Raw genomic sequence first — 24,051 nt, 5'->3', positions numbered from 1 at the left:
TTACATGCGGACCGACGGGCGATCGTGCGCGGTTTCGGGTGCTTGTACCGGGACGTCGACCGCCGCGAGGCCGTGCATCGCCGGCCCGTTGAGCCGGCTGCCGTCGCGCGCATCGAAGCGCGAGCCGTGGCACGGGCAGTCCCAACTGCGCTCGGCTTCGTTGAAGTGCACGACGCAACCCAGGTGCGGGCATGTCGCGGTGTGCAGGTGCAGTTCGCCACCGTCATCGCGGAACGCGGCGATCTTGTGCAACCCGCGCCGCAACACCGCGCCCTCTCCTGCCTGCAGCAGATCGAGGCCTTCGATTTCGCCAGCGCTCACCCAGTCGCCGTAATACGGGACGAAGTTGAGGTTCTCTTTGAGGTAGGTGTCGGCCGCGCGCAGGGTGCGGCGATTCGGTGCATACAGCGCGCGCCACGGCGATTCGCCGTCGACGATGAGGTCGGCGACGATCAGGCCCGCGATCGTGCCGTGCGTGAGGCCGTTACCCGAATCGCCGGTGGCGACATACACGTTGTGCGCGAAACCCGGGTTACGGCCGAGGAAGCCGAGCCCGTCGATCGTTTCGAGCACCTGCCCCGACCAGCGATAACCGAGGTCGAGCGCCATCGGGAAATGTTCGCGCGCCCAGGATTCGAGCACTTCGTAATGCACGAGCGGCGCGTCGTCCTGCCCGGTCTTGCGATCTTCGCCGCCGACGAGCAACCACGTGCCGTTGCGCGCATGCGCGATGCGCACGTAGTGGTAGGGATCGAGCGTGTCCCACAGCAAGGCGTCGGGCACGGAGCCCGGATCCAGGCGCAGCGCGACAACATACGTGCGATACGCCGCCTGCTTCGTATGGATGGCGAGGCGATCGTTGAACGGCACGTTGGTCGCGACGACGACATGCTCGGCCTGCACGCGTGCGCCGTTGCCGAGCGTCGCGCCTGCGTTCGCGCCGCCGTCGACGTCGACGACGCGCGAATGCGTGTGGATGCGCCCGCCGAGCTGCGCGATCGCGCGCGCGAGGCCCGCGGTGTATTCGAGCGCGTGGAAGCGCGCCTGGCGCGGGAAGCGCAACGCGGGGCCGAAGCGCCGCATCGCGCCCGGCGGCGCCGCCATGCGTTCGACTTGCAGTCCGGCGCGGCGCGCGGCTTCGAATTCGCGATCCAGTACGTCCGCATCCCCGTCGCCTTCGCCACGCACGAGGAACCCGTCGCAACGCTGGAAGCCGCAGGCGATGCGTTCCTCCTGGCAGATGTGTTCGATCGTGTCGACTGCGACGCCGTGGCTGTGCGCGGCCAGCCGCGCGCCATGTTCGCCATGCAGGTGTTCGAGATCGTAGTAGCGATCGTCGAGCGCGTCGCAAAGATGACCGGTGGTGCGCGCGGTCTGGCCGCCGTGCAGGTCGTGTTCTTCCAGCACCACGACATCGATGCCCGCTCGCGCGAGGCGCCACGCCGTGGTCAATCCCGCGATCCCTGCACCCACGATCACCACGCGCGCATGCGCATCGGCATCGAGGGGTGCGAACACCGGCGCGTCGGCCGTCGCCATCCACAGGGAAGTACTGGCGCCATCGCGGTTCGAGATCGTCTCGTTCATCGCGGCCATCCTTTCGCGCAGCCCGGGCCTGCGCCCGAACGGGTGAAACGCGCGTCGTGATGCAAGTTGAACGCGACAGGCGCACACTACGCCGCGCGGCGCAGTCGTCCCCCCACAGCGCGTCGCGGAGGGCACTGGCACGTGGATGCTCTGCTGCTGTCGCGGATCCAGTTCGGGTTCGTCATTTCTTTCCACATCCTGTTTCCCTCTTTCACCATCGGCCTGGCGAGCTGGCTCGCCTTCCTCGAATGGCGCTGGCTGCGCACGCGCGACGGGATGTGGCTGGAGATCTACAAGTTCTGGCTGAAGATCTTCGCGGTGTCCTTCGGCATGGGCGTGGTGAGCGGCATCGTGATGAGCTTCCAGTTCGGCACGAACTGGTCGGTGCTCAGCGAACGCGCCGGCAACATCCTCGGCCCGCTGCTCTCCTACGAAGTGCTCACCGCGTTCTTCCTCGAAGCCACGTTCCTCGGCGTGATGCTGTTCGGGCTCAAGCGGGTGAAGCCGCAACTGCATTTCCTCGCCACGTGCATGGTCGCGCTCGGCACGCTGCTCTCGACGTTCTGGATCATCGCGGCGAACAGCTGGATGCAGACGCCGCAGGGGCACGTGATCGATGCGCAGGGCGTGTTCCAGCCCGCCGACTGGTGGGCGATCATCTTCAATCCCTCGTTCCCGTATCGCCTTTCGCACATGGTGCTCGCGGCGTTCATCACGACGTGTTTCGTGATCGGCGGGGTATCGGCGTGGTATCTGCGGCGTGGCGCGCACGTCGAGGAAGCTAAGCGGATGCTGCGACTCGCGGTGCTGTTCGCCGCGATCGCGGTGCCGGCGCAGGTCTTCGTCGGCGACCAGCACGGCCTGAACATGGGCGAGCACCAGCCGGCGAAGCTCGCCGCGGTCGAAGGGCATTGGCGCGAGGAACCGGGCGGCGTGCCGCTCGTGATTTTCGGCATTCCCAATGAAGCCGCGCAGCACAACGACTACGAGATCGCGCTGCCGAAGCTGGGCAGCCTGGTGCTCACGCACACGCTCGACGGACAGATCACGCCGCTCGTGGCGTTCCACCCCGACGATCGTCCACCGGTCGCGCCGGTGTTCTACGCGTTCCGGGTGATGGTCGGCATCGGCACGTTGATGCTGGTGCTCACGCTCGTGTCGTTGTTCGCGTTGCGGCGCGGGTGGTTGTTCGAATCGAAGTGGTTGCTGCGCGGGTGGAACTGGATGTTGCCCGCGGGCTTCATCGCGATGCTGTCGGGCTGGTGGGTCGCGGAAATCGGGCGCCAGCCGTGGGTCGTGTACGGCGCGCTGCGCACCGCGAATGCGCTGACGCCGACGCTCGCGGCGAGCACGGTGTGGACGTCGCTGATCACCTTCGCCGTCGTGTACGCGATCGTGTTCGGCGCCGGCATCTGGTATCTCACGCGCCTGGTGATCAAGGGCCCGGCGGCGCACGAACCCGCACCCGACACCGAAGCCGGCGACAAGACGCCCGCGCGGCCGCTGTCGGTCGGCAACAAGGAGGCCGTGTGATGGAGTACTGGCTGCCCGTGGCGTGGTTCGGCGTGATCGGTTTCGGCGTGCTGATGTACGTGCTGCTCGACGGTTTCGTGCTCGGCCTCGGCATCCTCGCGCCGTTCGCGGAGGACGAGCACCAGCTCGACCACATGATGAATACCGCCGCGCCCATCTGGGACGGCAACGAAACCTGGCTCGTGCTCGGCGGCGTGGGCCTGCTCGCGGCGTTCCCGAAGGCGTATGCGACGGTGCTGTCGGCGCTGTACCTGCCGGTGTTGCTGATGCTGATCGCACTCGTGTTCCGCGGCGTCGCGTTCGAATTCCGGTTCAAGGCGCAGAAGCGCGGCAAGCCGTGGTGGGGGGCGGCGTTCGCGCTCGGGTCGATGTTCGCGGCGTTCGCGCAGGGCGTGATCCTCGGCGCGCTGGTCGAAGGCATGCCGTTGCAGGAAGGCAAGTACGTCGGCGGTGCGTTCGGATGGTTCAGCCCGTTCTCGATGCTGACGGGCGTGTCGGTGGTGTTCGGCTATGCGCTGCTCGGGTCTACGTGGCTGATCCTGAAGACCGAAGGCCGGCTGCAGGCCATCGCGCGCGTGCTGACGCGGCCGCTGGTGCTGGTCGTGGTCGCGTTCATGGGGCTGGTCAGCGCGTGGCTGCCGTTCCTCGACTCGCGGATCATGGCGCGCTGGTTCGAGGGCGGGAATTTCTGGTGGCTCTCGCCGGTGCCGCTGCTCGCGCTCGTCAACGCATTCGCGTTGTGGCGCGCGGCGATGCGTGAAGGGCGCGACGGCGCGCCATTCATCCTCGCCCTCACATTCTTCGCGCTGGGCTTCGCGGGCCTGGTGCTCGGGCTGTGGCCGAACATCGTGCCGCCGTCGATGACGATCTGGGAGGCGTCGGCAGCGCAGTCCTCGCAGATTTTCGTGGGCGCGGGGCTGCTGGTGCTGCTGCCCGCGATCCTCGGCTACACGTACTGGTCGTACTCGGTGTTTCGCGGAAAGGTGTCGGCGGATGCCGGCTACCACTGAACTGTGGGTTTCGTCACACCGATGTTTCCGACACAATCGCGGCGAATCCCGCCGAGTCCGCGATGCAAGCCTACGTCTACAAGAGCCTCCGGCAGGCCGACACGTACGTGTATCTGGCCCAGCGCGATGATTTCGCGCGGCTGCCGCCGCCGCTGCTCACGCAACTCGGCAAACTGCAGTTCGTCCTCGAGGTCGCGCTGACGCCCGATCGCAAGCTCGCGCAGGCCGATCCCGAGGTGGTGCGCAACAACCTCGCCTCGCGCGGGTTCCATGTGCAATTCCCGCCGACCCGCCTGGATCCGATGACCGAGGACTGGGGCACCGATGCCTGATCCGACGCGCCCCTGGGGCCGGATCGGCGGCGCGGCCTTGGCGGGCATCGCACTGACCTTGCTGCTCGCGATCGATGCGTGGCCGGCCGCGTTGGCCGGTGCAGTCGCGCAACCCGCGTTCGCGCTCGCGGTCTCGTGGTGGCGCGGCACGCGCACGTCGGGCAAGTGGCCGCGCGATGCGGCGGCGCTCGCCGCGACGTGGGTCGTCGGCGTGATCGCGGTCGGCGCGCTGGTGGCCTGGCCGCTCGCGGCGCTGCGCGAAACCGGCAGTCTTTCGGCGGTGATCGGCCTGAGCATCGTGGCCGGCATCGTGTTGCTCGTGCTGTGGCAGACGTGGCCGACCTGGCACACGCTCGAACGCGAAGGCGGCGCACTCGCCGCGTTGTGGCGCGCATTGTCGGAAGTCGAAGCGTGGGCGTGGCGCGGCCTCGGCGTCGCGGCGATCGTCGCCACGCTGATCGGCGCGGTGCTCGCGCTCGCGTGGCCCGGCCTCGTGGCCGACGGTTTGCGCTGGCCGATGGTCATCGCGCTGGCCGTGCTCGCACCGGTGTTGCACGCGCTGCTGCAACGCGTGCCCGCCGCGACGCCGCTGCCCATCGAATCCCTGCTCGCGGCGATGGAACCGGAAGCGGACGTCGCCGATGCGATGTCTTCCACCGAGGACGACCTCGACGTTGCGCTCTACGCCGCCGCGCGCGGTGGCCGCGTCGATCGCGCGATGTCGCTGCTCGACATGGGCGCGAACCCGCACGCGCTGCCGCCCGTCGACGAACGCGACCAGCGCACGCTGCCGATGCTGGCCGCGATCCTCCCGGACCTGCGATTGCTGCGCACGCTGATCCAGCACGGCGTCGATGTGAATGCGGCGCACGGCGGCATGGCACCGCTGCTCGCCGCGACGCGCGACAGTTGGCACGGCCGGCCCGAAGCAGTGATGACGCTGCTCGCGAACGGCGCCGACCCGCGCGTCGCCGACAACGACGGCAACACCCCGCTGCATCACGCCGCGCGCAGTTCCGATCCGGGCGTCGCCGCATTGCTGCGCGATGCGGCCGCCGACATCGATCCGATCAACCGCGACGGCATCACGCCGCTCGGCATCGCTTGCCAGGCCGGCAACTGGCGCCTCGCGCGCTTCCTGCTCGAACGCGGTGCGAAGCCCGAGCTGACCGGCGCGGCGCCCGCGTTGCTCGCCGCCGCCGGCACCGAGGAAGACGACGTCGCCGGCGTGCAGCTCCTGCTCCGCCACAAGGCGAAGGCCGATGCGCGCGACGCGCGCGGTCGCGGCGCATTGCACGAAGCCGCGCGCTGCGGCCACGTCGAGATCGTCGACGCATTGCTCGCCGCGGGCGCCGACGTGCATGCGCGCGACATCGACGGCCGCACGCCGTGGCTCGACGCCGCGCGCGGCGGCCACCTCGAAGTGCTCGAACGCCTGCTGCCGCATCGCCCCGACTTCGCGATCGCCGACCACGACGGTCGCGATGCGCTGATGCTCGCGAGCACCGCGGACAACGCGTCGGCTGCGCTCGTGCGCCGCCTGCTCGAACTGGGACTGGATCCCGCGCGCGCAGACAACGATGGCCGCCGCGCCGCCGAACACGCCGCGTCGGCCGGTCGCTGGACGATCGTGGCCGTGCTCGATCCGGCGTATCCCCTGCCCGCCGCCGTGATGGACGCAGGCACGGCGACGACCCAGGTCGATCGCGCACCGGTCGCGCTGTTGCGCGATGCGATCCGCGAGGGTCGCTTCGACGACATGCACACCGTCATCGGGTTGCTGTCGCCGCGCGAACTAGGTGCGGAGTTGCGCGAGATTCCGCTCGCCGGTCCCAACGCACCGGCGAACGTCACCGCGCGCATCGACTGGTTGCTCGCGCAAGGCGCCGATCCCGACGTGCGCGAAGGGTTCGAAGACAACGCGATGTTCGCGTTGCTCGCGCAAGGCCCGGTGGCGGCTGCCGCGGTGCAGGCGCTGCTGCGCCGCGCGGTGTCGCCCGCGGGCGCCGGCGGCCTCGCGCGTTTCCTCGCATCATGCGTCGCGAGCGACCACGCGGGCCGCGGCCTCGAACTGCTCGCGATCGACCTGCTCGAACGCGGCGCCGATGCGTTCACGCCTTCCTCCGCGGGCGATCCGCCGCTCGCGCTCGCGGTGCGCCTGGGATGGTTGCGCGTCGTCGAACGCCTCGTCGCGCAGGGCGTCGACCTCGATGCGCGCGATTCGCACGGCATGACGGCGCTGCATCTCGCCGCCGCGCTCGGTCGCGAATCGGCGTTGAAGGCGCTGATCGCGCACGGCGCCGATCCCGACATGCGTGCCGCCGACGGACAGACGCCGCTCGGTGTCGCGTTGTCGTCGGGCCGGCGCGACCTCGCCGATTGGCTCGATTGGCGCGGCTGGCCGTTGCCGGGTCGTCCGCTCGTCGCGGCGGACTTGCCGTCCGCCGCGATCGTCGGCGAAGCCGATGCGGTGCGTCGCCTGCTCGACCTCGGCCTGGCCGTCGATGCGACGGATTCGCAGGGTTGCACCGCGCTGCTGCGCGCGGCCGGCGGCGGTCATCGCGCGGTGGTCGACCTGCTGCTCGAACGCGGCGCGGATCCGAAACTTGCCGCGCGTTCCGGCGCGACGCCGTTGTCGGCGGCGGTGAGCATGCGCCAGGTCGACATCGTCGAACGCCTGCTCGCCGCGGGCGCGCCGCTCGAACAGCGCCTGCCGGGCGACGTCACCGTGTTGATGCTCGCGGCCGCGCTCGGCCTGCCCGATCTCGTCGCGCGCCTGCTGACCGCGGGCGCCGACGTGCACGCGGGCGACGCGCAGGGCCTCGCGCCGCTGCATTGCGCCGCGCTCTACGGATTCACCGCGCGCGAACGCCCTCGCCTCGTCGCGTTGCTCGATACGTTGCTGCTCGCCGGCGCGGAAGCCGACCAGCCCGCGGCCGGCGGCGTGACGCCGCTGCTGTTGTTGCTCGGCGCGCGCGCGGAACCCGGCACGGCGTGCGACGAAGACGTCGTGCTCGCCGGCCTGGAACGCCTGCTCGACGAAACCGTCGCCCTCGATGCGCGCGATCCGCGCGGCTTCGGCCCGCTGCATCTCGCCGCGTTGCACGGCCTGTTGCAGGTCGTGCAGCGCTTGCTGCGCGCGGGTGCGGATCCCGACCTGCGCGATGGCTTGAACCGCAGCGCGCGCGAGATCGCGGTGATGCGCGGGTTCGTGGATGTTGCGGCGGAATTCGTGCCCGCGACGCCCGGTGGCGTCTCGATGGCGCGATTCCTGAGAGAGCCGCGCTAAGCGCGGCACTCTCAGGAAGCCGAAGTTTGCTGCGCAAACTTCGGACAAGGGGTTGCATGCCAATCTCCCGCGCTGACGCGCGCCCCTCTTACTAAGAGGGGCTGTTACACATTCAGGTGCACCGGGTTGGGGTTCAAGCGTCGCCGGGCCGGATCGAGGCTTCGTCTTCCGACGTCATCGCGCCTTCGTCCGCCGCCGTCGCGCGACCTTCGGCGCGCGGGTCGCCGAGGCCGCCGAGCACGCCTTCGCCGCGGTCGGCGCCGAACAACGCTTCGAGTTCGATGCGCGATTGCTGCACGGTCTGCAGGATCGCCTGGTCGTCGTCCTGCACGAGGTATTGCTGGCGCAGCAGCGCTTCGTCGTGCTTGCGGAAGGCGCGTGCGCGCGAGGCGGCGGCTTCGGGTTCCAGGCCCAGTTTCACCAGCACGCGCTCGCCCATCACCAGGCTCGAATGGAATGTCTCGCGCACGACTTTCGCGCCGAGGTCCATCAACTCCCACGCGTGCCGGCGATTGCGCGCGCGCGCGAACACCGTGGCTTCGGGATACAGGCGGCGGATGGTGCGCACGGTGCGCAGGCTCGATTCGACGTCGTCGATCGCGATGACGAACACGCTCACGTGCTGCGCGCCCGCGGAGCGCAGCAACTCGGAGTTCGCCGGATCGCCGTAGAAGATCTTGCTGCCGAAGCGGCGCATGAACTCCACCTGCTCCTGGCTGTGTTCGATCGCCAGGAACGGGATGCGCTGGGCCGCCAGCAGGCGCGCGATCACCTGGCCGAAACGGCCCATGCCGGCGATCAGCACCCTCGGTTCTTCGTCGAATTCGATCTTGTCGAACTTCTCGGGTTCGGGCGCCTTCTTCATCGACAGCCACCGCGACATCGCGATGTACAGCGGCGGCGTGAGCGCCATCGACACACCGACGATCGCGACGAGATGCCCACGCAGTTCCGGCGTGATCAGCCCCGCGCGCAACGCATCGCCGAACACGACGAACGCAAACTCGCCGCCCAGCGCGAGCGTGCACGCGAGCAGCAACGCATCGCGCGTTTGCAACCCGCCCGCGAGCCGGCCGATCCCGTACAGCAGCGCGAACTTCACCGACATCAGCAAGGTCACGCCCGCCCACACGAACCACGGATCCGAACGCACCGCCGCGATATCGATCGTCATGCCGACGGCGATGAAGAACAGGCCGAGCAGCAGGCCCTCGAACGGTTTGATCTGCGCTTCGAGTTCGTGGCGGAATTCCGAATCGGCGAGCAGCACGCCGGCGAGGAACGCGCCGAGGCCCATCGTCAGGCCCGCGAGCTGCATGAACCACGCCGCGCCGAGCACGGTGAGCAGCGCCGTGGCGGTGAACACTTCCGGCATGTCGATGCGCGCGACGAAACGGAACAGGTGGCGCAGCAACAGCCGGCCACCGATCACCACCGCCGCGATCGCACCGATCGCCTTGCCGACCGCGAGCCACGAGATCCCTTCTTCGGCCGCATGCGCGCCGCCGAGCAGCGGGATCGCGGCGAGCAGCGGGATCGCCGCGAGATCCTGGAACAACAGGATCGCGAAGGCGAGGCGCCCATGCCCGGAGGTCAGCGTCTTGCGTTCGGCGAGCAGCTGCAGGCCGACCGCCGTCGAAGAGAACGCCATGCCGAGACCGATCACGATCGCGGCCGCCCATTCGAGGTTGCGGATGAGCAGGATGCCCGCGAGCGCGATGCCGGTGACCAGCATCTGCAACCCGCCGGCGCCGAACACCGGCTTGCGCATCACCGACAGGCGCGCAGGCGACAACTCCAGGCCGATCACGAACAGCAGCATCACGACGCCGATTTCGCTGGCGGCCAGCACCGGTTCGACATCGCGGATCACCCGCAACCCGAAGGGACCGAGCACGACGCCCGCCGCGAGATAGCCGAGCACCGCGCCCAGCCCGAAGCGCCGGAACACCGGCACCGCGACCACCGCGGCCAGCAGGAACACCAACGCCAGTTCGAGCCCGCCACCGTGCATGACCACCTCCTCGTCCGATTATGTAGGATCGCCCGGACGGGGGGATGACCCCGATGGGGAAACAGGGATGCGTCGATTCGACCGGATTTCAAGGGTGATGGGCGGGCTTTGCGCACTCGCCGTGCTCGCGGCAGGCCTCGCGTTCGCGCAGGCGCCCGACAGGAAGACCGTGCAGGTCATGGGCGATCTCTACCTCGCAGCCGACGGCACGGTCGATCGCGCGACGGTCGACGAGCAAACACCGGCGCAACTCAAGCCGATCGTCGAAGCGGCCGTGAAGCACTGGCGCTTCGAACCGGTCCTGCGCGACGGCGTTCCCACGCCCGTGCGAACGGCGATGACGCTGGACCTGGAAGGCGTTCCGGTCGAAGGCGGTTACAAGCTGCGCGTCACGCGCCTGGCATTCGCGCAGGCACGCGCGCGGAATGCACGCATCGTCCTGCCGCAACTCAACACGCGCATGGACGTGCTCGTCGCCTTGCGACTCGACGCCGAAGGCAACGTGGCCGACGCCCTGGTCGTCTCGATCGCCAACACGCGCGGCAAGCAGATCGATCCGGTCCGCCGCAACATGATCGGCGACGAGATCAGGAAGGCTGTACGGAAGTCCAAGTTCCGCCCCGCCGAGCTCGCCTACGGCGAAGAGGCGGACGACACCTACTTCCTGCCGATCCACTATCGAATCGCAGGATCCGGTGGTGCGGCGGACGACGCGGACGACCACCTCTTCCGCGAGATGAAGCGGATCCCGTGGCTCCCGGCGGACGACCAACCGAAGATGCCCGATGTCGCGACGCTGGCGTCGGGCAGCGCCTTCGCCATGCGCGACGAGCCGGTGACGCTGCAGTCGGACGTCGTCGGCAAGATGCTCTGACGCGAGGCGTTTCCTCCGTCCGAATGGTCGCGCGCGCATGGTTGCGACCCGCGCCGACCATTAGCATCCGGGGCTCACCCATGGGCGCTGGCCAATGCGATTCGGCGATTACATCGTCTACGTCGACGAGAGCGGTGATCATGGGGTCGAGCGTATCGACCCGGAATATCCGATCTTCGCGCTGGCCTTCTGCGTGTTCCGCAAGGCGCACTACGTGGCGAAACTCGCCCCTTCGATCGAGGCCTTCAAGTTTCGCCACTTCGGGCACGATGCCGTCGTGCTGCACGAGCACGACATACGCAAGGAAAAGGGGGCGTTCCGGTTCGACGATCGACTGCACAAGCAGGCGTTCCTCGCTGAACTGACGGACATCATCGACTCAGGCAACTTCACGCTGATCAGTGGCGTCATCGACAAGCGCAGGCTCGCAGGCCGACAGCGCGAGAAGAACAACCCATACACCCTCGCGCTCCGCACGTGCCTGGAATCGCTGCACGAATTCATCGACGAACGCTCGAGCGAAACAAGGGTCACCCACGTGGTCGTCGAATGCCGGGGCGCGAAGGAAGACCGAAGCTTGGGGGAGGCTTTCCGCGGTATCTGCAACGGCGCGAACCGTTGGGGAGCGTCGCTGCCCTTCGAGTTGGTCTTTGCGGACAAGAAAATCAATTCGCCGGGCCTTCAGATCGCCGATCTCGTCGCGCGTCCGCTCGGCATCGCCGTGTTTCGGCCCGGGCAGCCGAACCGCGCATTGGGCGTCTTGGCCGACAAGCGTTTCCCGCCTCCAGAAAGCGAAAAGCCCCGGCGAAAACGCCGAGGCTAGACGCCGGCCGGGAACCCCCAACCCACTTGCAGCGATGATGCGCTTGCTTCACGCGGGTGCGCAACCCGTTTTCCGGGCTGCGCCGTTGCGCGAGAAAGATCAGCGCTTCATCGAGGCGAAGAACTCGTCGTTCGACTTCGTGTTCTTCATCTTGTCGAGCAGGAATTCCATCGCGGCGATCTCGTCCATCGGGTGGAGGAGCTTGCGCAGGATCCAGATCTTCTGCAGCAGGTCCGGTTCGATGAGCAGGTCTTCGCGGCGCGTGCCCGAACGGTTGATGTCGATCGCCGGGTAGACGCGCTTTTCGGTGATGCGGCGGTTGAGGTGCACTTCCGAGTTGCCGGTGCCCTTGAACTCTTCGTAGATCACCTCGTCCATCTTCGAGCCGGTCTCGACCAGCGCGGTGGCGATGATGGTCAGCGAACCGCCTTCCTCGACGTTGCGCGCCGCGCCGAAGAAACGCTTCGGGCGGTGCAGCGCGTTGGCGTCGACGCCGCCGGTGAGCACCTTGCCGGAGCTCGGGACGACGTTGTTGTACGCGCGGGCCAGGCGGGTGATCGAGTCGAGCAGGATGACGACATCCTTCTTGTGCTCGACGAGGCGCTTGGCGCGTTCGATCACCATTTCGGCGACCTGCACGTGGCGGGCGGCGGGTTCGTCGAAGGTCGACGAGATCACTTCGCCACGCACGGTGCGCTGCATTTCGGTGACTTCTTCCGGGCGCTCGTCGATGAGCAGCACGATGAGGTGCACGTCCGGATGGTTGGTCGTGATCGCGGTGGCGACCTGCTGCAGCATCATCGTCTTGCCCGCCTTCGGCGGCGAGACGATCAGCGCGCGCTGGCCCTTGCCTTGCGGGGCCATGAGATCGAGGATGCGGCCCGCGATGTCCTCGGTACTGCCGTTGCCGCGCTCGAGCGTGAAGCGGCGACGCGGGAAGAGCGGCGTCAGGTTTTCGAACAGGACCTTGTTCTTCGACGCTTCGAGCGGTTCGCCGTTGATCGTGTCGACCACCGACAGGGCGAAGTAGCGTTCGCCGTCCTTCGGGAAGCGGATGCGGCCCGACAGGTGATCGCCGGTGCGCAGGTTGAAGCGGCGGATCTGGCTCGGCGAGATGTAGGTGTCGTCCGGACCGGCGAGGTAGCTCGCCTCGGCCGCGCGGAGGAAACCGAAACCGTCGGGGAGGATTTCGAGCACGCCGTCGGCGGCAACGCCTTCACCGTGGCGGGTCAGCACCTTCAGCAGGGCGAAGATCACGTCCTGCTTGCGGGCGCGGGCGACGCCCTCGGAGATGTTCAGCTGTTCCGCGATCTCCAGCAGCTTCGGCGCGGGCATGCCCTTGAGGTCGCTGAGGGAGTACTGCGGGAACCCTTCGGGGACGCTGGGCAGCGGGCGGTTCTGCTGCTGCGGGTAGTTCTGTTGTTCGCCGCCGTTGTCCTGCGGCATGCCGTCTTCGCGGTAGCGCTCGCGCTGGCGCTCGCGGCGGTTGCGGAAGCGGTCGCGGCGGTTGTTGCCGAAGCGCTGCTCGTTGCGCTGGCCGCCCTCCTGCGATTCCTGGCCGCCGCCGCCCTGGTCGCTGCGATCGCCGCCGCCGGCGTCGGCCTGCGGCGCGGGGGCCGGGGGCGGCGGGGGCGCGGCTTCGACAGGCGCGGGCGGTGCGGGCGGGGTGGCGACCGCGGTGGCTGCGGCGTCGGTGCTGGCGGCGGCGCGCGGCTTACGCACGCGCTTGCCGGCGACTTCGCCGGATTCGGTGTTGTTATCGGACAAGCTGGGGATCCTCGCTAAGCGGCGAGCGCTCGCGGTTGCGCGAGCGGGTTTACGGAAAAGAGGGTTTCAGAAGGGTGCGGCGCACGCAGTGCAGCGCCGGGTTCGATGAAAACTAGCACTGCCCCGGCGCGGCGGCAAGCGTGCCGCGACACCGGGTAGTGTGGAATTGCGAAGGTGTCGGCGGCGCGAAGGCGCGCCGCCGGGTGTTGCCGGCCTGCGGGCCAGTCAGCGTGTGGGGCGATCAGAGCGCCTTGTCGAGCATCTGCGCCAGCTGCGCCTTGCCGACCGCGCCGATCTGGGTCGCCTGGACCTGGCCGCCCTTGAACAGCAGCAGGGTCGGGATCGAGCGCACGTGGTACTTCAGGGCGGTGTTGCGGTTCTGGTCGATGTCGACCTTCACCACCTTGGCGCGACCGGCATAGCTGGCGGCCAGTTCGTCGAGCGCGGGGGCGATCATCTTGCAGGGCCCGCACCACGTCGCCCAGAAGTCCACCAGCACCGGACCGTCGGCGTTGAGCACCTGGGAGTCGAAATCGGCGTCGGTGGCGTGGATGACGTTGTCGTTCATGGTGCGTCCTCGTGAAGGAAAGCCGCGGGGGTCCGCGGGCTGCTGCTAGACTTGGGCGCTTCCGGCGCGGCTTCAAGCCCCGCCCCGCACCCGGATTCAGTGAGCCGGCAGTCTGCTTCGCAGGCGCCCCCCGGCGCAAGGGCGACCCGGCGCCCATGGACGACTTGCAGACGCATGAGCGACAAACCCTTAACCGACATTGCTTTCTCCGAATTCGACCTCCACCCCGCGCTGCTCGCGGGACTCGAGGCCGCGGGCTTCAACCGCTGCACGCCGATCCAGGCGCTGACGCTGCCGATCGCACTCGCCGGCCGCGATCTCGCCGGCCAGGCGCAGACCGGCACGGGCAAGACGCTCGCGTTCCTGATCGCCGTGATCAATCGCCTGCTGACGCGCCCGGCGCTCGCCGAACGCCGGCCGGAGGATCCGCGCGCGCTGATCCTCGCGCCGACGCGCGAGCTCGCGATCCAGATCCACAAGGACGCGGTGAAGTTCGCCAGCGACCTCGGCCTGAAGTTCGCGCTCGTCTACGGCGGCGTGGACTACGACAAGCAACGCACGCTGCTGCAGGCCGGCGCCGACGTGATCATCGCGACCCCGGGCCGCCTGATCGACTACGTCAAGCAGCACAAGGTGGTCTCGCTGCACGCCTGCGAAACGTGCGTGCTCGACGAAGCCGACCGCATGTTCGACCTCGGCTTCATCAAGGACATCCGCTTCCTGCTGCGCCGCATGCCCGAGCGCACGACGCGGCAGACGCTGCTGTTCTCCGCCACGCTCTCGCACCGCGTGCTGGAGCTGGCGTACGAACACATGAACGAGCCGGAAAAGCTAGTCGTCGAAGCCGAATCGGTGACCGCCGCACGCGTGCGCCAGAAGGTCTACTACCCGGCCGACGAAGAGAAGATCCCGCTCCTGCTCGGCCTGCTCTCGCGCAGCGAAGGCGCGCGCACGATGGTCTTCGTGAACACGAAAGCCTTCGTCGAACGCGTCGCCCGTGCCCTCGAGAAGGGCGGTTACCGCGTCGGCGTGCTGTCCGGCGACGTGCCGCAGAAGAAGCGCGAATCGCTGCTGAAGAAGTTCCAGGCCGGCCAGCTCGAAATCCTCGTGGCGACCGACGTCGCCGCCCGCGGCCTGCACATCGACGGCGTGTCGCACGTCTACAACTACGACCTGCCCTTCGATGCCGAGGATTACGTCCACCGCATCGGTCGCACCGCGCGCCTGGGCGCCGAAGGCGACGCCATCAGCTTCGCCTGCGAGCGCTACGGCATGTCGTTGCCCGACATCGAGGCCTACATCGACCAGAAGATCCCCGGCGAGCACGTGACGCCGGAAATGCTCGTCGCGGTGCCGCGCGCGCCGCGTGCGGTGGTCGAAGGCGAGGCCGAGGGCGAGGAAGAAAGCATCGGTTCGATCTTCAAGGAAGCGCGCGAGCAGCGCGCCGCCGACGAACAGCGTCGCGGCGGTGGCCGCGGCAAGGGCGGCCCCGGTGGCGGCCGTTCCGGCGCAGGTCGTCCGGGCGAAGGCCGCAGCGGCGAACGCCGCGAGCGCGGTCCGCGTCCGCCGCGCAAGCGCGAAGGCGAAGCGGTCGTCGCGGATGCCGCGCGCGTCAACGGCAATGGGGAGGCGGCAGTCGCCGCCGCACCGAAGCCCCCGCGCCCGCCGCGTCCGCAGGCCCAGGCCCACGGCCAGGGCCAGGCCGGCGAAGGCCCGGACGCCGAACGCGCACCGCGCAAGCGCCGTCGCCGTCGCGGCGGCCGTCGCCTCGAAGGCGATGCGCTGCAGGCGCAGGTGTCGTCGCCGCAGGGCGCCGCCGCACCGGCCACACCCTCCGACGTTCGACCGTCGTTGCTGGCGCGCATCGGCAAGGGCCTGAAGGCACTGGTGACACGCGCACCGCGCTCGCAGCACTGATCGTCGTCCCCGCGACTGCGGGGATCCTGTACGACTGCGCAACTTCATGGATTTCCGCTTTCGCGGGAATGACGTGACGGGCCATACTCGCCGCCATGACGGTCCTGCGCTTCGACAACGTCAGCAAGCAATACCCCGGGGGCCACGTCGCGCTCACGGAGGTCAGCTTCGCGGTCGCGCCCGGCGAAATGTTGTTCGTCACCGGCCACTCCGGTGCGGGCAAGAGCACGCTGCTGAAACTGATCCAGCTCGCCGAGCGCCCGACGCGCGGCGCGGTGCTGTTCGGCGAGAAGAACCTTGCGAAGGTGCGCGGCGGCAAGGTCGCGCTGCATCGGCGTTCGGTCGGCGTCGTCTACCAGAACCACCAGCTGCTGATGGACCGCACGGTCGGCGAGAACGTGTCGCTGCCGCTGATCCTGCGCGGCATGAAGCGCGGCGAGATCGGCAAGCGCGTGCGCTCGATGCTCGACCGCCTCGGCCTCGGCGCGCGCGAGAAGGCCCTGCCCTCGCAGCTCTCGGCCGGCGAGCAGCAACGCGTCGGCATCGCACGCGCGCTGGTCGCCGAACCCGACCTGCTCGTCGCCGACGAACCCACCGGCAATCTCGATCCCACGCTGTCGGCGGAAATCATGGCGCTGTTCGCGGCCCTGCCCGAACGCGGCACCAGCGTGCTCGTCGCCAGCCACGACCTCGGCCTGATCAAGCGCATGCGCAAGCGCGTGCTCGTGCTCGACCAGGGCAAGCTCGCCGACGACATCTCGCCGCAGGAGCTCGCCGATGCCTGATCAACCGGGGGGCGCCGTGCGCGATCGTCGCGTGCATTCGACAGGGCTCGGCGCGTGGTTCGACCATCATCTTTACAGCTTCGTCGCGAGCCTCGGCCGCGTGTTCCGCAAGCCGTGGGCCACGCTGCTGACCATCGGCGTGATGGCGGTGGCGCTCGCGTTGCCGCTCGGCCTGTGGGTCGTGTTGTCGAACGTGCAGCGTTTCGCCGGCGACGTGCAGACTTCGCGCCACATCTCGGTGTACCTCAAGCAAGGCAATGACGCTGCGCGCGCGAACGCGATCGCCGGCACGCTGCGCCAGCGCGCGGAAGTCGCGTCGGTCGACGTGCGCTCGCCGGACCAGGGACTGAAGACGCTGCGCGATCGCGACGGGCTCGGCGACGCCGTGGACGCGCTCGCCGCGACCGGCGAATCGAATCCCTTGCCGTGGCTGCTGGTGGTGACGCCGCGCGGCGACGAACTCTCGCTCGCCGAAACGTTGCGCGCGCTGCCCGAAGCCGACCTCGTGCAGCACGACGCACAGTGGCGCGCGCGCCTGGACAACTGGCTGCGCTTCGGCGGCCGCGTCGCGCTCGTGCTCGCGGGGCTGCTCGGGCTCGGCGCCTTGCTCGTCGTCGGCAACACCGTGCGCCTGGACATCCAGTCGCGCCGCGACGAAATCGGCGTGCTGCAATTGCTCGGCGCGACCGACGGCTTCATTCGCCGGCCGTTCCTGTATCTCGGCGTGTGGTACGGCCTCGCCGCGGGCGCCCTCGCACTCGCGTTGCTCACCGCCGCGTGGATCGCCTTGCGCGCACCGCTCGCCGATCTCGCCGGTAGCTACGGCAGTGCGTTCGCGTTGCAGGGCGTCGATGCGACGCAGGCCGCGATCGTGCTCGCGGGCGCGACGCTGATCGGCTGGATCGGCGCTGGCGTCGTCACCGGCCACTTCCTGCGCCAGACGCGCCCCACCCACTGAGCGCGCGCATGGGCAACCAGGATCTCCGTCATCTCATCAGCGACGCGCCGCGCGTCATGGTCGTCGATGGCTCGAAGCTCGTGCGCAAGTTGATCGGCGACGTGCTGGTGAAGGAATTGCCGAACGTCGAAGTGGTCGGCTGCGCGGGTCTCGAAGACGCGAAGACCGCGCTCGCGACCGGTCCGTTCCATCTCGTCACGACGGCGCTCAACCTCGCCGACGGCGATGGCCTCGCGCTCGCCAAGGCAGTGCGCGCGGCGTCGGGCCAGGCCTACGTGCCGGTGATCGTGGTGTCGGGCGAAGCGCAGGCGCGCCTGGAAGACCGCAGTTTCAGCGAAGACGTCACCGACTATTTCGACAAGGGCCTCGGCCACCAGGCGCTCGCCGCGTTCATCCGCGGCTACGTGCAGCCTGAAGCGATCGCCGGCGCGCGCGTGCTGTACGTCGAAGACAGCCGCGTCGTCGCGATGGCGACCAAGCGCATGCTCGAACGCCAGGGCCTGAGCGTCGTGCACACGATCAGCGCGGAAGATGCGCTCAAGCATCTCGATACGTTCCGCGGCGGCGAAGATCCCGGCGCCGACCTCGTGCTGACCGACGTTTACCTGAAGGGCGAACTCAGCGGCCGCGACCTGCTCGATCGCATCCGCAACGACTACGGTTACAACAAGCGCCAGCTGCCGGTGCTCGTGATGACCGGCGACGAGAACAAGGACAACCAGTCCGGCCTGTTGCGCGAAGGCGCCAACGATCTCGTGCTCAAGCCCATCGAAGAGCGCCTGCTCGTCACCAAGACGCTGTTCCAGTTGCGCGTGGCGCGGTTGCCCGAACAACGCAGCATCGACGCATGACCGACGCGGCCGCCGCGGACAACGGCGATCGCGTTCGCCTCGAACCGGGTTGGAAAGCGCGCGTCGGCGACTACCTCAAGCGCGACGACATGCAGGCGCTGCGCGTGTTCCTGCGCGAGCGGATGCAGAAAGGTGCGCACGTATTCCCGCCGCCGGCGCAGATCTTCTCCGCGCTCGACGCCACGCCGTTCGACAGGGTGAAAGTGGTGATCCTCGGTCAGGATCCCTATCACGGCTTCGGCCAGGCGCATGGCCTGTGCTTCTCGGTTCAGCACGGCACCGCGGTGCCGCCGTCGCTGCAGAACATCTACAAGGAACTGCAGCGCGACCTCGGCATCGCCCCGCCCTCGCACGGTTGCCTCACGCACTGGGCCGAACAAGGCGTGCTGCTGCTCAACGCCGTGCTGACGGTGGAGGAAGGCAAGGCCGGCGCGCACCAGGGCAAGGGCTGGGAAGGCTTCACCGATCACGTCGTCGAAACGCTGAACCGCGAGCGCGAACACCTCGTGTTCCTGCTGTGGGGCGCTTACGCGCAGGCCAAGGGCAAGATGATCGACACGTCGAAGCACCGCGTGTTGAAGGCGCCCCACCCTTCCCCGCTCAGTGCGCACCGCGGGTTCATCGGGTGCGGGCATTTTTCGAAGACGAACGAGTATCTCGTGCGGCACGGGATGGCGCCGATCGATTGGCGTTTGCCCGCGGCTACGTAGCCAGCGTCGCAAGCAATTCGCTGCGCCACGGCTCCCGTTCGAATTCGCCGACCAGGCGTCGTGTCACCATCCCCACGCCCTGCATCGCGATGCCGCGCGAGCCGATGCATTCGTGCGTCGCGCGAATGACGACGGCGACGCCGCGCGGTTTCAGCACGCGGTCGAGCGTCTCGGCGATCTCGCAGGTGAGGCGTTCCTGGATCTGCAAGCGACGCGCGTAGGCGTCGACGAGGCGCGCGAGCTTGGAGATGCCGACGACGCGTTCGTTCGGCAGGTACGCGACATGCGCGACACCGCGGATCGCGGCCATGTGGTGTTCGCACATCGAGCGCACGGGGATGTCGCGCAGCAGCACAACGTCGTCGTAACCGGCGGTTTCGAAGTCGCGTTCGAGCAGTTTGTCGGGATCGATCGCATAGCCGCCGAACCATTCCTCGTACGCGCGCACGACGCGCGCCGGCGTGTCCTGCAGCCCTTCGCGCGACGGCGAATCGCCCGCGAAGCGGATCAGCGTGCGAATGGCGGCTTCGGCCTCGTGGCGCGACGGGGGCGCGTCGTCGGTGGCGGGCGCGGCGGCGGTGTCGATGACCTGGAGGCGAGCGTCGAGCATGGGTGCGTGACTCCTGCGAGCGTGTTCCGGTGGGATATCCAGCAGATGCGGCGGCGCGTGCGAGGTTCCCGCGCGACGCATTGCGGGAACGCCGCGCCTTCGCGCGCATCCACGGGTTGGAGCGCAAGATGCGCGTTCGACAGGAGGTGATGCATGGCGCATACCGATGAGCTTCCGCCCGGCCCCGATTTGTCGCAGGGCGTCGCGTTGGCGAGCATTCCGGCGAGCGGCGTGTTGGCGGGTCGCGTCGGCAGCGATGCGGTACTGATCGCGCGCCTCGACGACGGACTGCATGCCGTCGACGGCAGATGCACGCATTACGGCGGCCCGCTGGGCGAAGGGCTCGTCGTCGGCGACGAAGTGCGTTGCCCGTGGCACCACGCGTGTTTCAGCCTGCGCACCGGCCGCGCGCGCAAAGCGCCGGCGTTCGGCACGCTGGCGACTTGGAAGGTCGAAGTCGTCGGCGACCAGGTGTTCGTGCGCGAGAAGACCAAGATGGCGAAGCCCGCGCCGACGCCACGCACGACGCGCGAGCACGTCGTCATCATCGGCGGCGGCGCTGCCGGATTCGCGGCGGCCGAGCGCCTGCGCGAACTGGGCCACGCCGGCACGCTGACGATGCTCAGCGCAGACAGCGACGCGCCGTACGACCGCCCCAACCTCTCGAAGGATTACCTCGCCGGGACCGCACCGGAGGAATGGATTCCGCTGTCGAGCGCGAAGCACTACGCGAATCGGAAGATCGACGTGCGCACCGCGAGCAAGGTCGTCGCGATTCACCCGGACGCGCGCGAAGTCGAGTTGCGCGAAGGCGACCGCATCCCCTACGACGCGCTGTTGCTTGCGACCGGCGCGGCCCCGCGCCCGCTCCGCCTGCCCGGTTTCGACGCGAGCAACGTCTTCATGCTGCGCTCGCTCGCCGACGCGCGCGCGATCATCGCGGCGTGCGCGAACGCGAAGTCGGTGGCGCTGATCGGCGCGGGCTTCATCGGCATGGAAGCCGCGGGCGCGTTGCGACAACGCGGTCTCGACGTGCATGTCGTCGCGCCCGATGCCGTGCCGCTGGAACGCGCGCTCGGCAAAGAGGTCGGCGCCTTCGTGCAATCGCTTCACGCGAAAAAAGGCGTGCAGTTCCACCTCGGCCAGAAGCCCGCGAGCTTCGACGGAAACACACTCGCACTCGAAAGCGGCGACCGCATCGACGTCGTTTTCGTGCTCGTCGGCACCGGCGTCGCGCCGCGCACATCGCTCGCGGAAGCGGCAGGCCTCAACGTCGACGAAGGCATCGTGGTCGACAAGTTCCTGCAGACCTCCGCGCCCGGCATCTTCGCCGCCGGCGATGTCGCGCGCTTCCCCATCGGCGACGGACACGCGGGCGTCGAGCACGCACGCATCGAACACTGGGTCCACGCCGAACGCATGGGCCAGGCCGCGGCCGCCAACATCCTCGGCGCGCAACACGCCTTCGACGACGTGCCCTACTTCTGGACCCACCACCAGGGCGTCGAAGTGCGCTACTGCGGATACGCCGGCAAGTGGGACGACGTGCGGATCGATGGCGACCTGCAAGGCCAGGACTTCACCGCGCGCTATTACCGCGGCGGGAAGCTGGTTGCCGCGGCATCCGTTGGTCGCGACTTGGAGAACCTGGAGATCGAAGAGTCCCTGCGTGATCGAGAGCGATAGCTTCCGCGTGGGCCGTACGATTGGAGCATGACGACCCCGCCCGGCATTGAAACGACAGAGTCCTTGCCGCATGACGGCGAGGATCCGCAAGAGCGACGCGCAATACATGAAGGCGTCTTCCGTGGCGAGGCTGCCGTCCTCGCGGACCGCATCCACACGCACGCGGATGCACGAGTACGCATGGCTCGCTGGCTGGAACACGGGGAAGCCTGACGACCCGATACCTTCGGTCACAGGAGACCAAAGGTATCCCGTGCTCCCCGCGCAAATCTGCACTACATTGGTGCAATGAACTCCCCCGACGCCGCCTTCGATCTGCTCGCCACGCCCATCGCGTGGGCCGCCGCCGATGGCCGGATTCTCGGCGCCAATGCCGCCTGCGCGCGTTGGCTCGGGGTCAGTGCGAAGCGCCTGGCAGGCATGCCGCTCGCGGCGCTGGAGTTCGAGGGCGATGCCTTCATTCGCGCCATTTCGGGGCAAGGGGAGGGGGCTCGGCTGCGGCGCGTGCCGCTCGCGTTCCCCGGCGCGGAGGCGCCGCGCTTCGCAGATGTGACGCTGACGCCGCGCGAGCATGGGGGTTGGTGGATCGAGGCGCACCCGGTCGACGAGTTCCCCGGCGACGATCCCGCGCAGTTGCTGCCGAGTGCGTTGTCGGCCGCGTTGAAGGGTCTCGCGCACGAGCTGCGCAATCCGCTGGCGGGTCTGAAGGGCGCCGCGCAGTTGCTAGACCGTCGCATCGTCGACGACGCGACCGCGACCGAACTCGTCTCGCTGATCGAATCCGAAGTCGATCGCCTCACCGGGTTGCTCGATCGCTTGTTGTCGCCCGCGCCGCCGCGTCCGTTCGAGCCGCTGAACATCCACGCGGTGCTCGAACGCGTGCTGCGCCTGGCCGAAAGCGACGCGGGCTGGGCCGTGCGCCTCGTGCGCGATTACGACCCGTCGTTGCCGGATGTGCTCGGCGATGCGGATCGCCTGACGCAGGCCGTGTGGAATCTCGCGCGCAACGCCATCGACGCGGGCGCCGCGAACATCACGCTGCGCACGCGCGCCGAACATGGCGTGCGCATCGGCGACACGCTGCATCCGATCGCGCTGCGCCTGGAGATCATCGACGACGGCCGCGGCGTGCCTGAAGAACTCGCCGAACGCATCTTCCTGCCGCTGGTCAGCGGGCATGCGGCGGGCACGGGCCTGGGCCTCGCGCTCGCGCAGCAGGTCGCGCGCGAACATCGCGGCTCGCTCGCGTATCGCTCGCGCCCCGGGCACACGGTGTTCACGCTGCTGTTGCCGCTATGGCTGGAAGAAGAGGAGACGCCCGATGGCTGACGTCCGTCCGTCGCGCGTGTGGATCGTCGATGACGATCGCGCCGTGCGTTTCGTGCTCGCAACCGCGCTGCGCGAAGCGGGGTATGCCGTCGACGGTTTCGAGAATGCGCGCGATGCGCTCGACGCCTTGCGTTCGCGCGGCGCGCCCGACCTCTTGTTCACCGACGTGCGCATGCCCGGCGAAGACGGCCTCGCATTGCTCGAACGCCTGAAGGCCGCCGCGCCGCAGTTGCCCGTCATCGTGATGAGCGCGTACACCGACATCGCGAGCACCGCGGGCGCATTCCGCGGCGGCGCCTACGAATTCCTGTCGAAGCCGTTCGACCTCGATGCCGCCGTCGCGCTCGCGGGCCGCGCGATGCCCAACGCCGGCAACGGCGCCGCGCCCGTCGCGCCCGTGCCGGCCGCGGTCAACCAGGAACTGATCGGCGATACCCCCGCGATGCGCGCGTTGTTCCGCAGCATCGGGCGTCTCGCGCAGGCGCCGTTGTCGGTGCTGATCACCGGCGAAACGGGGACGGGCAAGGAACTCGTCGCACGCGCGTTGCATCGTGAGTCGCCGCGCGCGCATCGGCCGTTCGTCGCCTTGAACACCGCCGCGATTCCCGCCGAATTGCTCGAGAGCGAGTTGTTCGGCCACGAGGCCGGCGCTTTCACCGGCGCAACGAAACGCCACGTCGGACGCTTCGAACAAGCCGACGGCGGCACGTTGTTCCTCGATGAAATCGGCGACATGCCATTGTCGCTGCAGACACGATTGCTGCGCGTGCTCGCGGAAGGGGAGTTCTTCCGCGTGGGCGGGCGCGAGTTGATCCGCGTCGACGTGCGCGTGATCGCCGCGACGCACCAGGCACTCGAACGCCTCGTGTCGGAAGGCAAGTTCCGCGCGGACCTCTTGCATCGCCTCGACGTCGTGCGCCTGCACCTGCCGCCGCTGCGCGAACGCCGCGAGGACGTGCCCGCGCTCGCCGAACGCTTCCTCGCCGCGGCCGCGCGCAAGCTCGGCGCACCCGCGAAACGTTTCGCCAAGCCCGCGCTCGAACGCCTGCGCAAGCACGATTGGCCGGGCAACGTGCGCGAACTCGAGAACCTCTGCTGGCGCCTGGCCGCGCTCGCGCCGGGCGACACGATCGGTACTGCAGAGCTCGATGCCGCGTTCGCGCCGTCGACGGGCGAGGCGTCGCAGGGCGACGATTGGGAAGCGGCGCTCGCGCGCTGGGCCCGCGAACGCCTCGCCGCAGGCGATGCCGACCTGCACACCGACGCACGCGAACGCTTCGATCGCGTGCTTTTCGATGCCGCACTCGAACACACCCACGGCCATCGCGGCGAGGCCGCGCAACGGCTTGGACTCGGTCGTAACACGCTCACCCGCAAGCTCGGCCCAGGCCGCAAGCGCCCATAGGAA

Annotated in this window: 19 protein-coding genes; 14 read left to right on the top strand and 5 right to left on the bottom strand. The window is 68.8% G+C overall.

Annotated elements, in window-relative coordinates; all coding sequences use genetic code 11:
- Positions 1–1,587, bottom strand: a complete 1,587-nt coding sequence (locus tag LK996_RS08700) for an FAD-dependent oxidoreductase (RefSeq protein ID WP_230526705.1) — start codon at positions 1,585–1,587, stop codon at positions 1–3.
- A gap of 141 nt (positions 1,588–1,728) precedes the next feature.
- Here LK996_RS08700 and LK996_RS08695 point away from each other — a divergent pair, with 141 nt between their 5' ends.
- The 4 genes from LK996_RS08695 to LK996_RS08680 all read left to right on the top strand — a co-directional run bounded on the left by LK996_RS08695 (position 1,729) and on the right by LK996_RS08680 (position 7,751).
- Positions 1,729–3,120 (top strand): cytochrome ubiquinol oxidase subunit I, encoded by a 1,392-nt coding sequence (locus tag LK996_RS08695; protein WP_230526704.1) that lies wholly within the window; start codon positions 1,729–1,731, stop codon positions 3,118–3,120.
- A complete protein-coding gene (gene cydB / locus LK996_RS08690; RefSeq protein WP_230526703.1) occupies positions 3,120–4,130 on the top strand; it encodes a cytochrome d ubiquinol oxidase subunit II in 1,011 nt (336 codons plus the stop codon). Before LK996_RS08695 ends, cydB begins: the two co-directional genes overlap by 1 nt.
- A 62-nt stretch (positions 4,131–4,192) precedes the next feature.
- Positions 4,193–4,462: a YcgL domain-containing protein gene (locus LK996_RS08685; RefSeq protein ID WP_230526702.1), complete on the top strand. Its 270-nt coding sequence runs from the start codon at positions 4,193–4,195 to the stop codon at positions 4,460–4,462.
- Positions 4,455–7,751, top strand: a complete 3,297-nt coding sequence (locus LK996_RS08680; protein ID WP_230526701.1) for an ankyrin repeat domain-containing protein — start codon at positions 4,455–4,457, stop codon at positions 7,749–7,751. The genes LK996_RS08685 and LK996_RS08680 overlap by 8 nt, the downstream gene beginning before the upstream one ends.
- Positions 7,752–7,884: 133 nt before the next feature.
- On the opposite strand, the gene LK996_RS08675 is transcribed toward LK996_RS08680, so the two are convergent.
- Positions 7,885–9,765: a monovalent cation:proton antiporter-2 (CPA2) family protein gene (locus LK996_RS08675; protein ID WP_425493722.1), complete on the bottom strand. Its 1,881-nt coding sequence runs from the start codon at positions 9,763–9,765 to the stop codon at positions 7,885–7,887.
- A gap of 67 nt (positions 9,766–9,832) precedes the next feature.
- Here LK996_RS08675 and LK996_RS08670 point away from each other — a divergent pair, with 67 nt between their 5' ends.
- Positions 9,833–10,639 carry an energy transducer TonB gene (locus LK996_RS08670; protein ID WP_230526700.1) on the top strand — a complete coding sequence of 269 codons (807 nt, stop codon included), beginning with the start codon at positions 9,833–9,835 and terminating at the stop codon, positions 10,637–10,639.
- Positions 10,640–10,733: 94 nt separating this feature from the next.
- On the top strand, positions 10,734–11,462 hold the full coding sequence (locus LK996_RS08665; RefSeq protein ID WP_230526699.1) for a DUF3800 domain-containing protein: 729 nt from the start codon (positions 10,734–10,736) through the stop codon (positions 11,460–11,462).
- Positions 11,463–11,561: 99 nt separating this feature from the next.
- On the opposite strand, the gene rho is transcribed toward LK996_RS08665, so the two are convergent.
- Together rho and trxA are read right to left on the bottom strand one after the other, a co-directional pair.
- On the bottom strand, positions 11,562–13,229 hold the full coding sequence (gene rho, locus LK996_RS08660; protein ID WP_230526698.1) for a transcription termination factor Rho: 1,668 nt from the start codon (positions 13,227–13,229) through the stop codon (positions 11,562–11,564).
- 241 nt (positions 13,230–13,470) lie between these two features.
- The gene (trxA, locus tag LK996_RS08655; protein WP_230526697.1) at positions 13,471–13,797 is read right to left on the bottom strand and encodes a thioredoxin TrxA; all 327 of its coding nucleotides are present in this window, start codon (positions 13,795–13,797) and stop codon (positions 13,471–13,473) included.
- Between the two features lie 174 nt (positions 13,798–13,971).
- On the opposite strand from trxA, the gene rhlB reads away from it, so the two are divergent.
- The 5 genes from rhlB (at position 13,972) to ung (ending at position 19,018) form a co-directional block, all read left to right on the top strand.
- A complete protein-coding gene (rhlB, locus tag LK996_RS08650; RefSeq protein WP_230526696.1) occupies positions 13,972–15,714 on the top strand; it encodes an ATP-dependent RNA helicase RhlB in 1,743 nt (580 codons plus the stop codon).
- A 95-nt stretch (positions 15,715–15,809) separates the two neighbouring features.
- Positions 15,810–16,499, top strand: a complete 690-nt coding sequence (locus LK996_RS08645) for a cell division ATP-binding protein FtsE (RefSeq protein ID WP_230526695.1) — start codon at positions 15,810–15,812, stop codon at positions 16,497–16,499.
- The gene (gene ftsX / locus LK996_RS08640) at positions 16,492–17,457 is read left to right on the top strand and encodes a permease-like cell division protein FtsX (RefSeq protein ID WP_230526694.1); all 966 of its coding nucleotides are present in this window, start codon (positions 16,492–16,494) and stop codon (positions 17,455–17,457) included. The genes LK996_RS08645 and ftsX overlap by 8 nt, the downstream gene beginning before the upstream one ends.
- An 8-nt stretch (positions 17,458–17,465) precedes the next feature.
- Positions 17,466–18,308 carry a response regulator gene (locus LK996_RS08635; protein ID WP_230526693.1) on the top strand — a complete coding sequence of 281 codons (843 nt, stop codon included), beginning with the start codon at positions 17,466–17,468 and terminating at the stop codon, positions 18,306–18,308.
- Positions 18,305–19,018 (top strand): uracil-DNA glycosylase, encoded by a 714-nt coding sequence (gene ung, locus LK996_RS08630; protein WP_230526692.1) that lies wholly within the window; start codon positions 18,305–18,307, stop codon positions 19,016–19,018. Before LK996_RS08635 ends, ung begins: the two co-directional genes overlap by 4 nt.
- Here the strand turns inward: ung and folE are convergent.
- Entirely contained in the window at positions 19,011–19,628 is a 618-nt protein-coding gene (folE, locus tag LK996_RS08625; RefSeq protein WP_230526691.1) for a GTP cyclohydrolase I, read from the bottom strand. The genes ung and folE overlap by 8 nt on opposite strands.
- A 153-nt stretch (positions 19,629–19,781) precedes the next feature.
- On the opposite strand from folE, the gene LK996_RS08620 reads away from it, so the two are divergent.
- The 3 genes from LK996_RS08620 (at position 19,782) to ntrC (ending at position 24,048) form a co-directional block, all read left to right on the top strand.
- A complete protein-coding gene (locus LK996_RS08620; protein WP_230526690.1) occupies positions 19,782–21,314 on the top strand; it encodes an FAD-dependent oxidoreductase in 1,533 nt (510 codons plus the stop codon).
- A gap of 288 nt (positions 21,315–21,602) precedes the next feature.
- Complete coding sequence (locus LK996_RS08615; RefSeq protein WP_230526689.1) at positions 21,603–22,643, top strand: two-component system sensor histidine kinase NtrB; 1,041 nt, start codon at positions 21,603–21,605, stop codon at positions 22,641–22,643.
- Positions 22,636–24,048, top strand: coding sequence for a nitrogen regulation protein NR(I) (ntrC, locus tag LK996_RS08610; protein WP_230526688.1), 1,413 nt, complete (start codon positions 22,636–22,638; stop codon positions 24,046–24,048). Before LK996_RS08615 ends, ntrC begins: the two co-directional genes overlap by 8 nt.
- Positions 24,049–24,051: the final 3 nt, after the last annotated feature.

The organism is Noviluteimonas lactosilytica, from assembly GCF_020866925.1.
Classification (GTDB): Bacteria; Pseudomonadota; Gammaproteobacteria; order Xanthomonadales; family Xanthomonadaceae; genus Noviluteimonas; species Noviluteimonas lactosilytica.
Note: the sequence above shows the minus strand (reverse complement) of the source record. Positions and strands in the feature narration are given on the sequence as shown.

Bases quoted from the DNA above. Each gene is read 5' to 3' on its own strand.
- LK996_RS08700 (WP_230526705.1), bottom strand. From the start codon at position 1,587: ATGAACGAGACGATCTCGAACCGCGATGGCGCCAGTACTTCCCTGTGG.
- cydB (WP_230526703.1), top strand. From the start codon at position 3,120: ATGGAGTACTGGCTGCCCGTGGCGTGGTTCGGCGTGATCGGTTTCGGC.
- LK996_RS08685 (WP_230526702.1), top strand. From the start codon at position 4,193: ATGCAAGCCTACGTCTACAAGAGCCTCCGGCAGGCCGACACGTACGTG.
- LK996_RS08680 (WP_230526701.1), top strand. From the start codon at position 4,455: ATGCCTGATCCGACGCGCCCCTGGGGCCGGATCGGCGGCGCGGCCTTG.
- LK996_RS08675 (WP_425493722.1), bottom strand. From the start codon at position 9,765: ATGCACGGTGGCGGGCTCGAACTGGCGTTGGTGTTCCTGCTGGCCGCG.
- LK996_RS08670 (WP_230526700.1), top strand. From the start codon at position 9,833: ATGCGTCGATTCGACCGGATTTCAAGGGTGATGGGCGGGCTTTGCGCA.
- LK996_RS08665 (WP_230526699.1), top strand. From the start codon at position 10,734: ATGCGATTCGGCGATTACATCGTCTACGTCGACGAGAGCGGTGATCAT.
- trxA (WP_230526697.1), bottom strand. From the start codon at position 13,797: ATGAACGACAACGTCATCCACGCCACCGACGCCGATTTCGACTCCCAG.
- rhlB (WP_230526696.1), top strand. From the start codon at position 13,972: ATGAGCGACAAACCCTTAACCGACATTGCTTTCTCCGAATTCGACCTC.
- LK996_RS08645 (WP_230526695.1), top strand. From the start codon at position 15,810: ATGACGGTCCTGCGCTTCGACAACGTCAGCAAGCAATACCCCGGGGGC.
- ftsX (WP_230526694.1), top strand. From the start codon at position 16,492: ATGCCTGATCAACCGGGGGGCGCCGTGCGCGATCGTCGCGTGCATTCG.
- LK996_RS08635 (WP_230526693.1), top strand. From the start codon at position 17,466: ATGGGCAACCAGGATCTCCGTCATCTCATCAGCGACGCGCCGCGCGTC.
- ung (WP_230526692.1), top strand. From the start codon at position 18,305: ATGACCGACGCGGCCGCCGCGGACAACGGCGATCGCGTTCGCCTCGAA.
- folE (WP_230526691.1), bottom strand. From the start codon at position 19,628: ATGCTCGACGCTCGCCTCCAGGTCATCGACACCGCCGCCGCGCCCGCC.
- LK996_RS08620 (WP_230526690.1), top strand. From the start codon at position 19,782: ATGGCGCATACCGATGAGCTTCCGCCCGGCCCCGATTTGTCGCAGGGC.
- LK996_RS08615 (WP_230526689.1), top strand. From the start codon at position 21,603: ATGAACTCCCCCGACGCCGCCTTCGATCTGCTCGCCACGCCCATCGCG.
- ntrC (WP_230526688.1), top strand. From the start codon at position 22,636: ATGGCTGACGTCCGTCCGTCGCGCGTGTGGATCGTCGATGACGATCGC.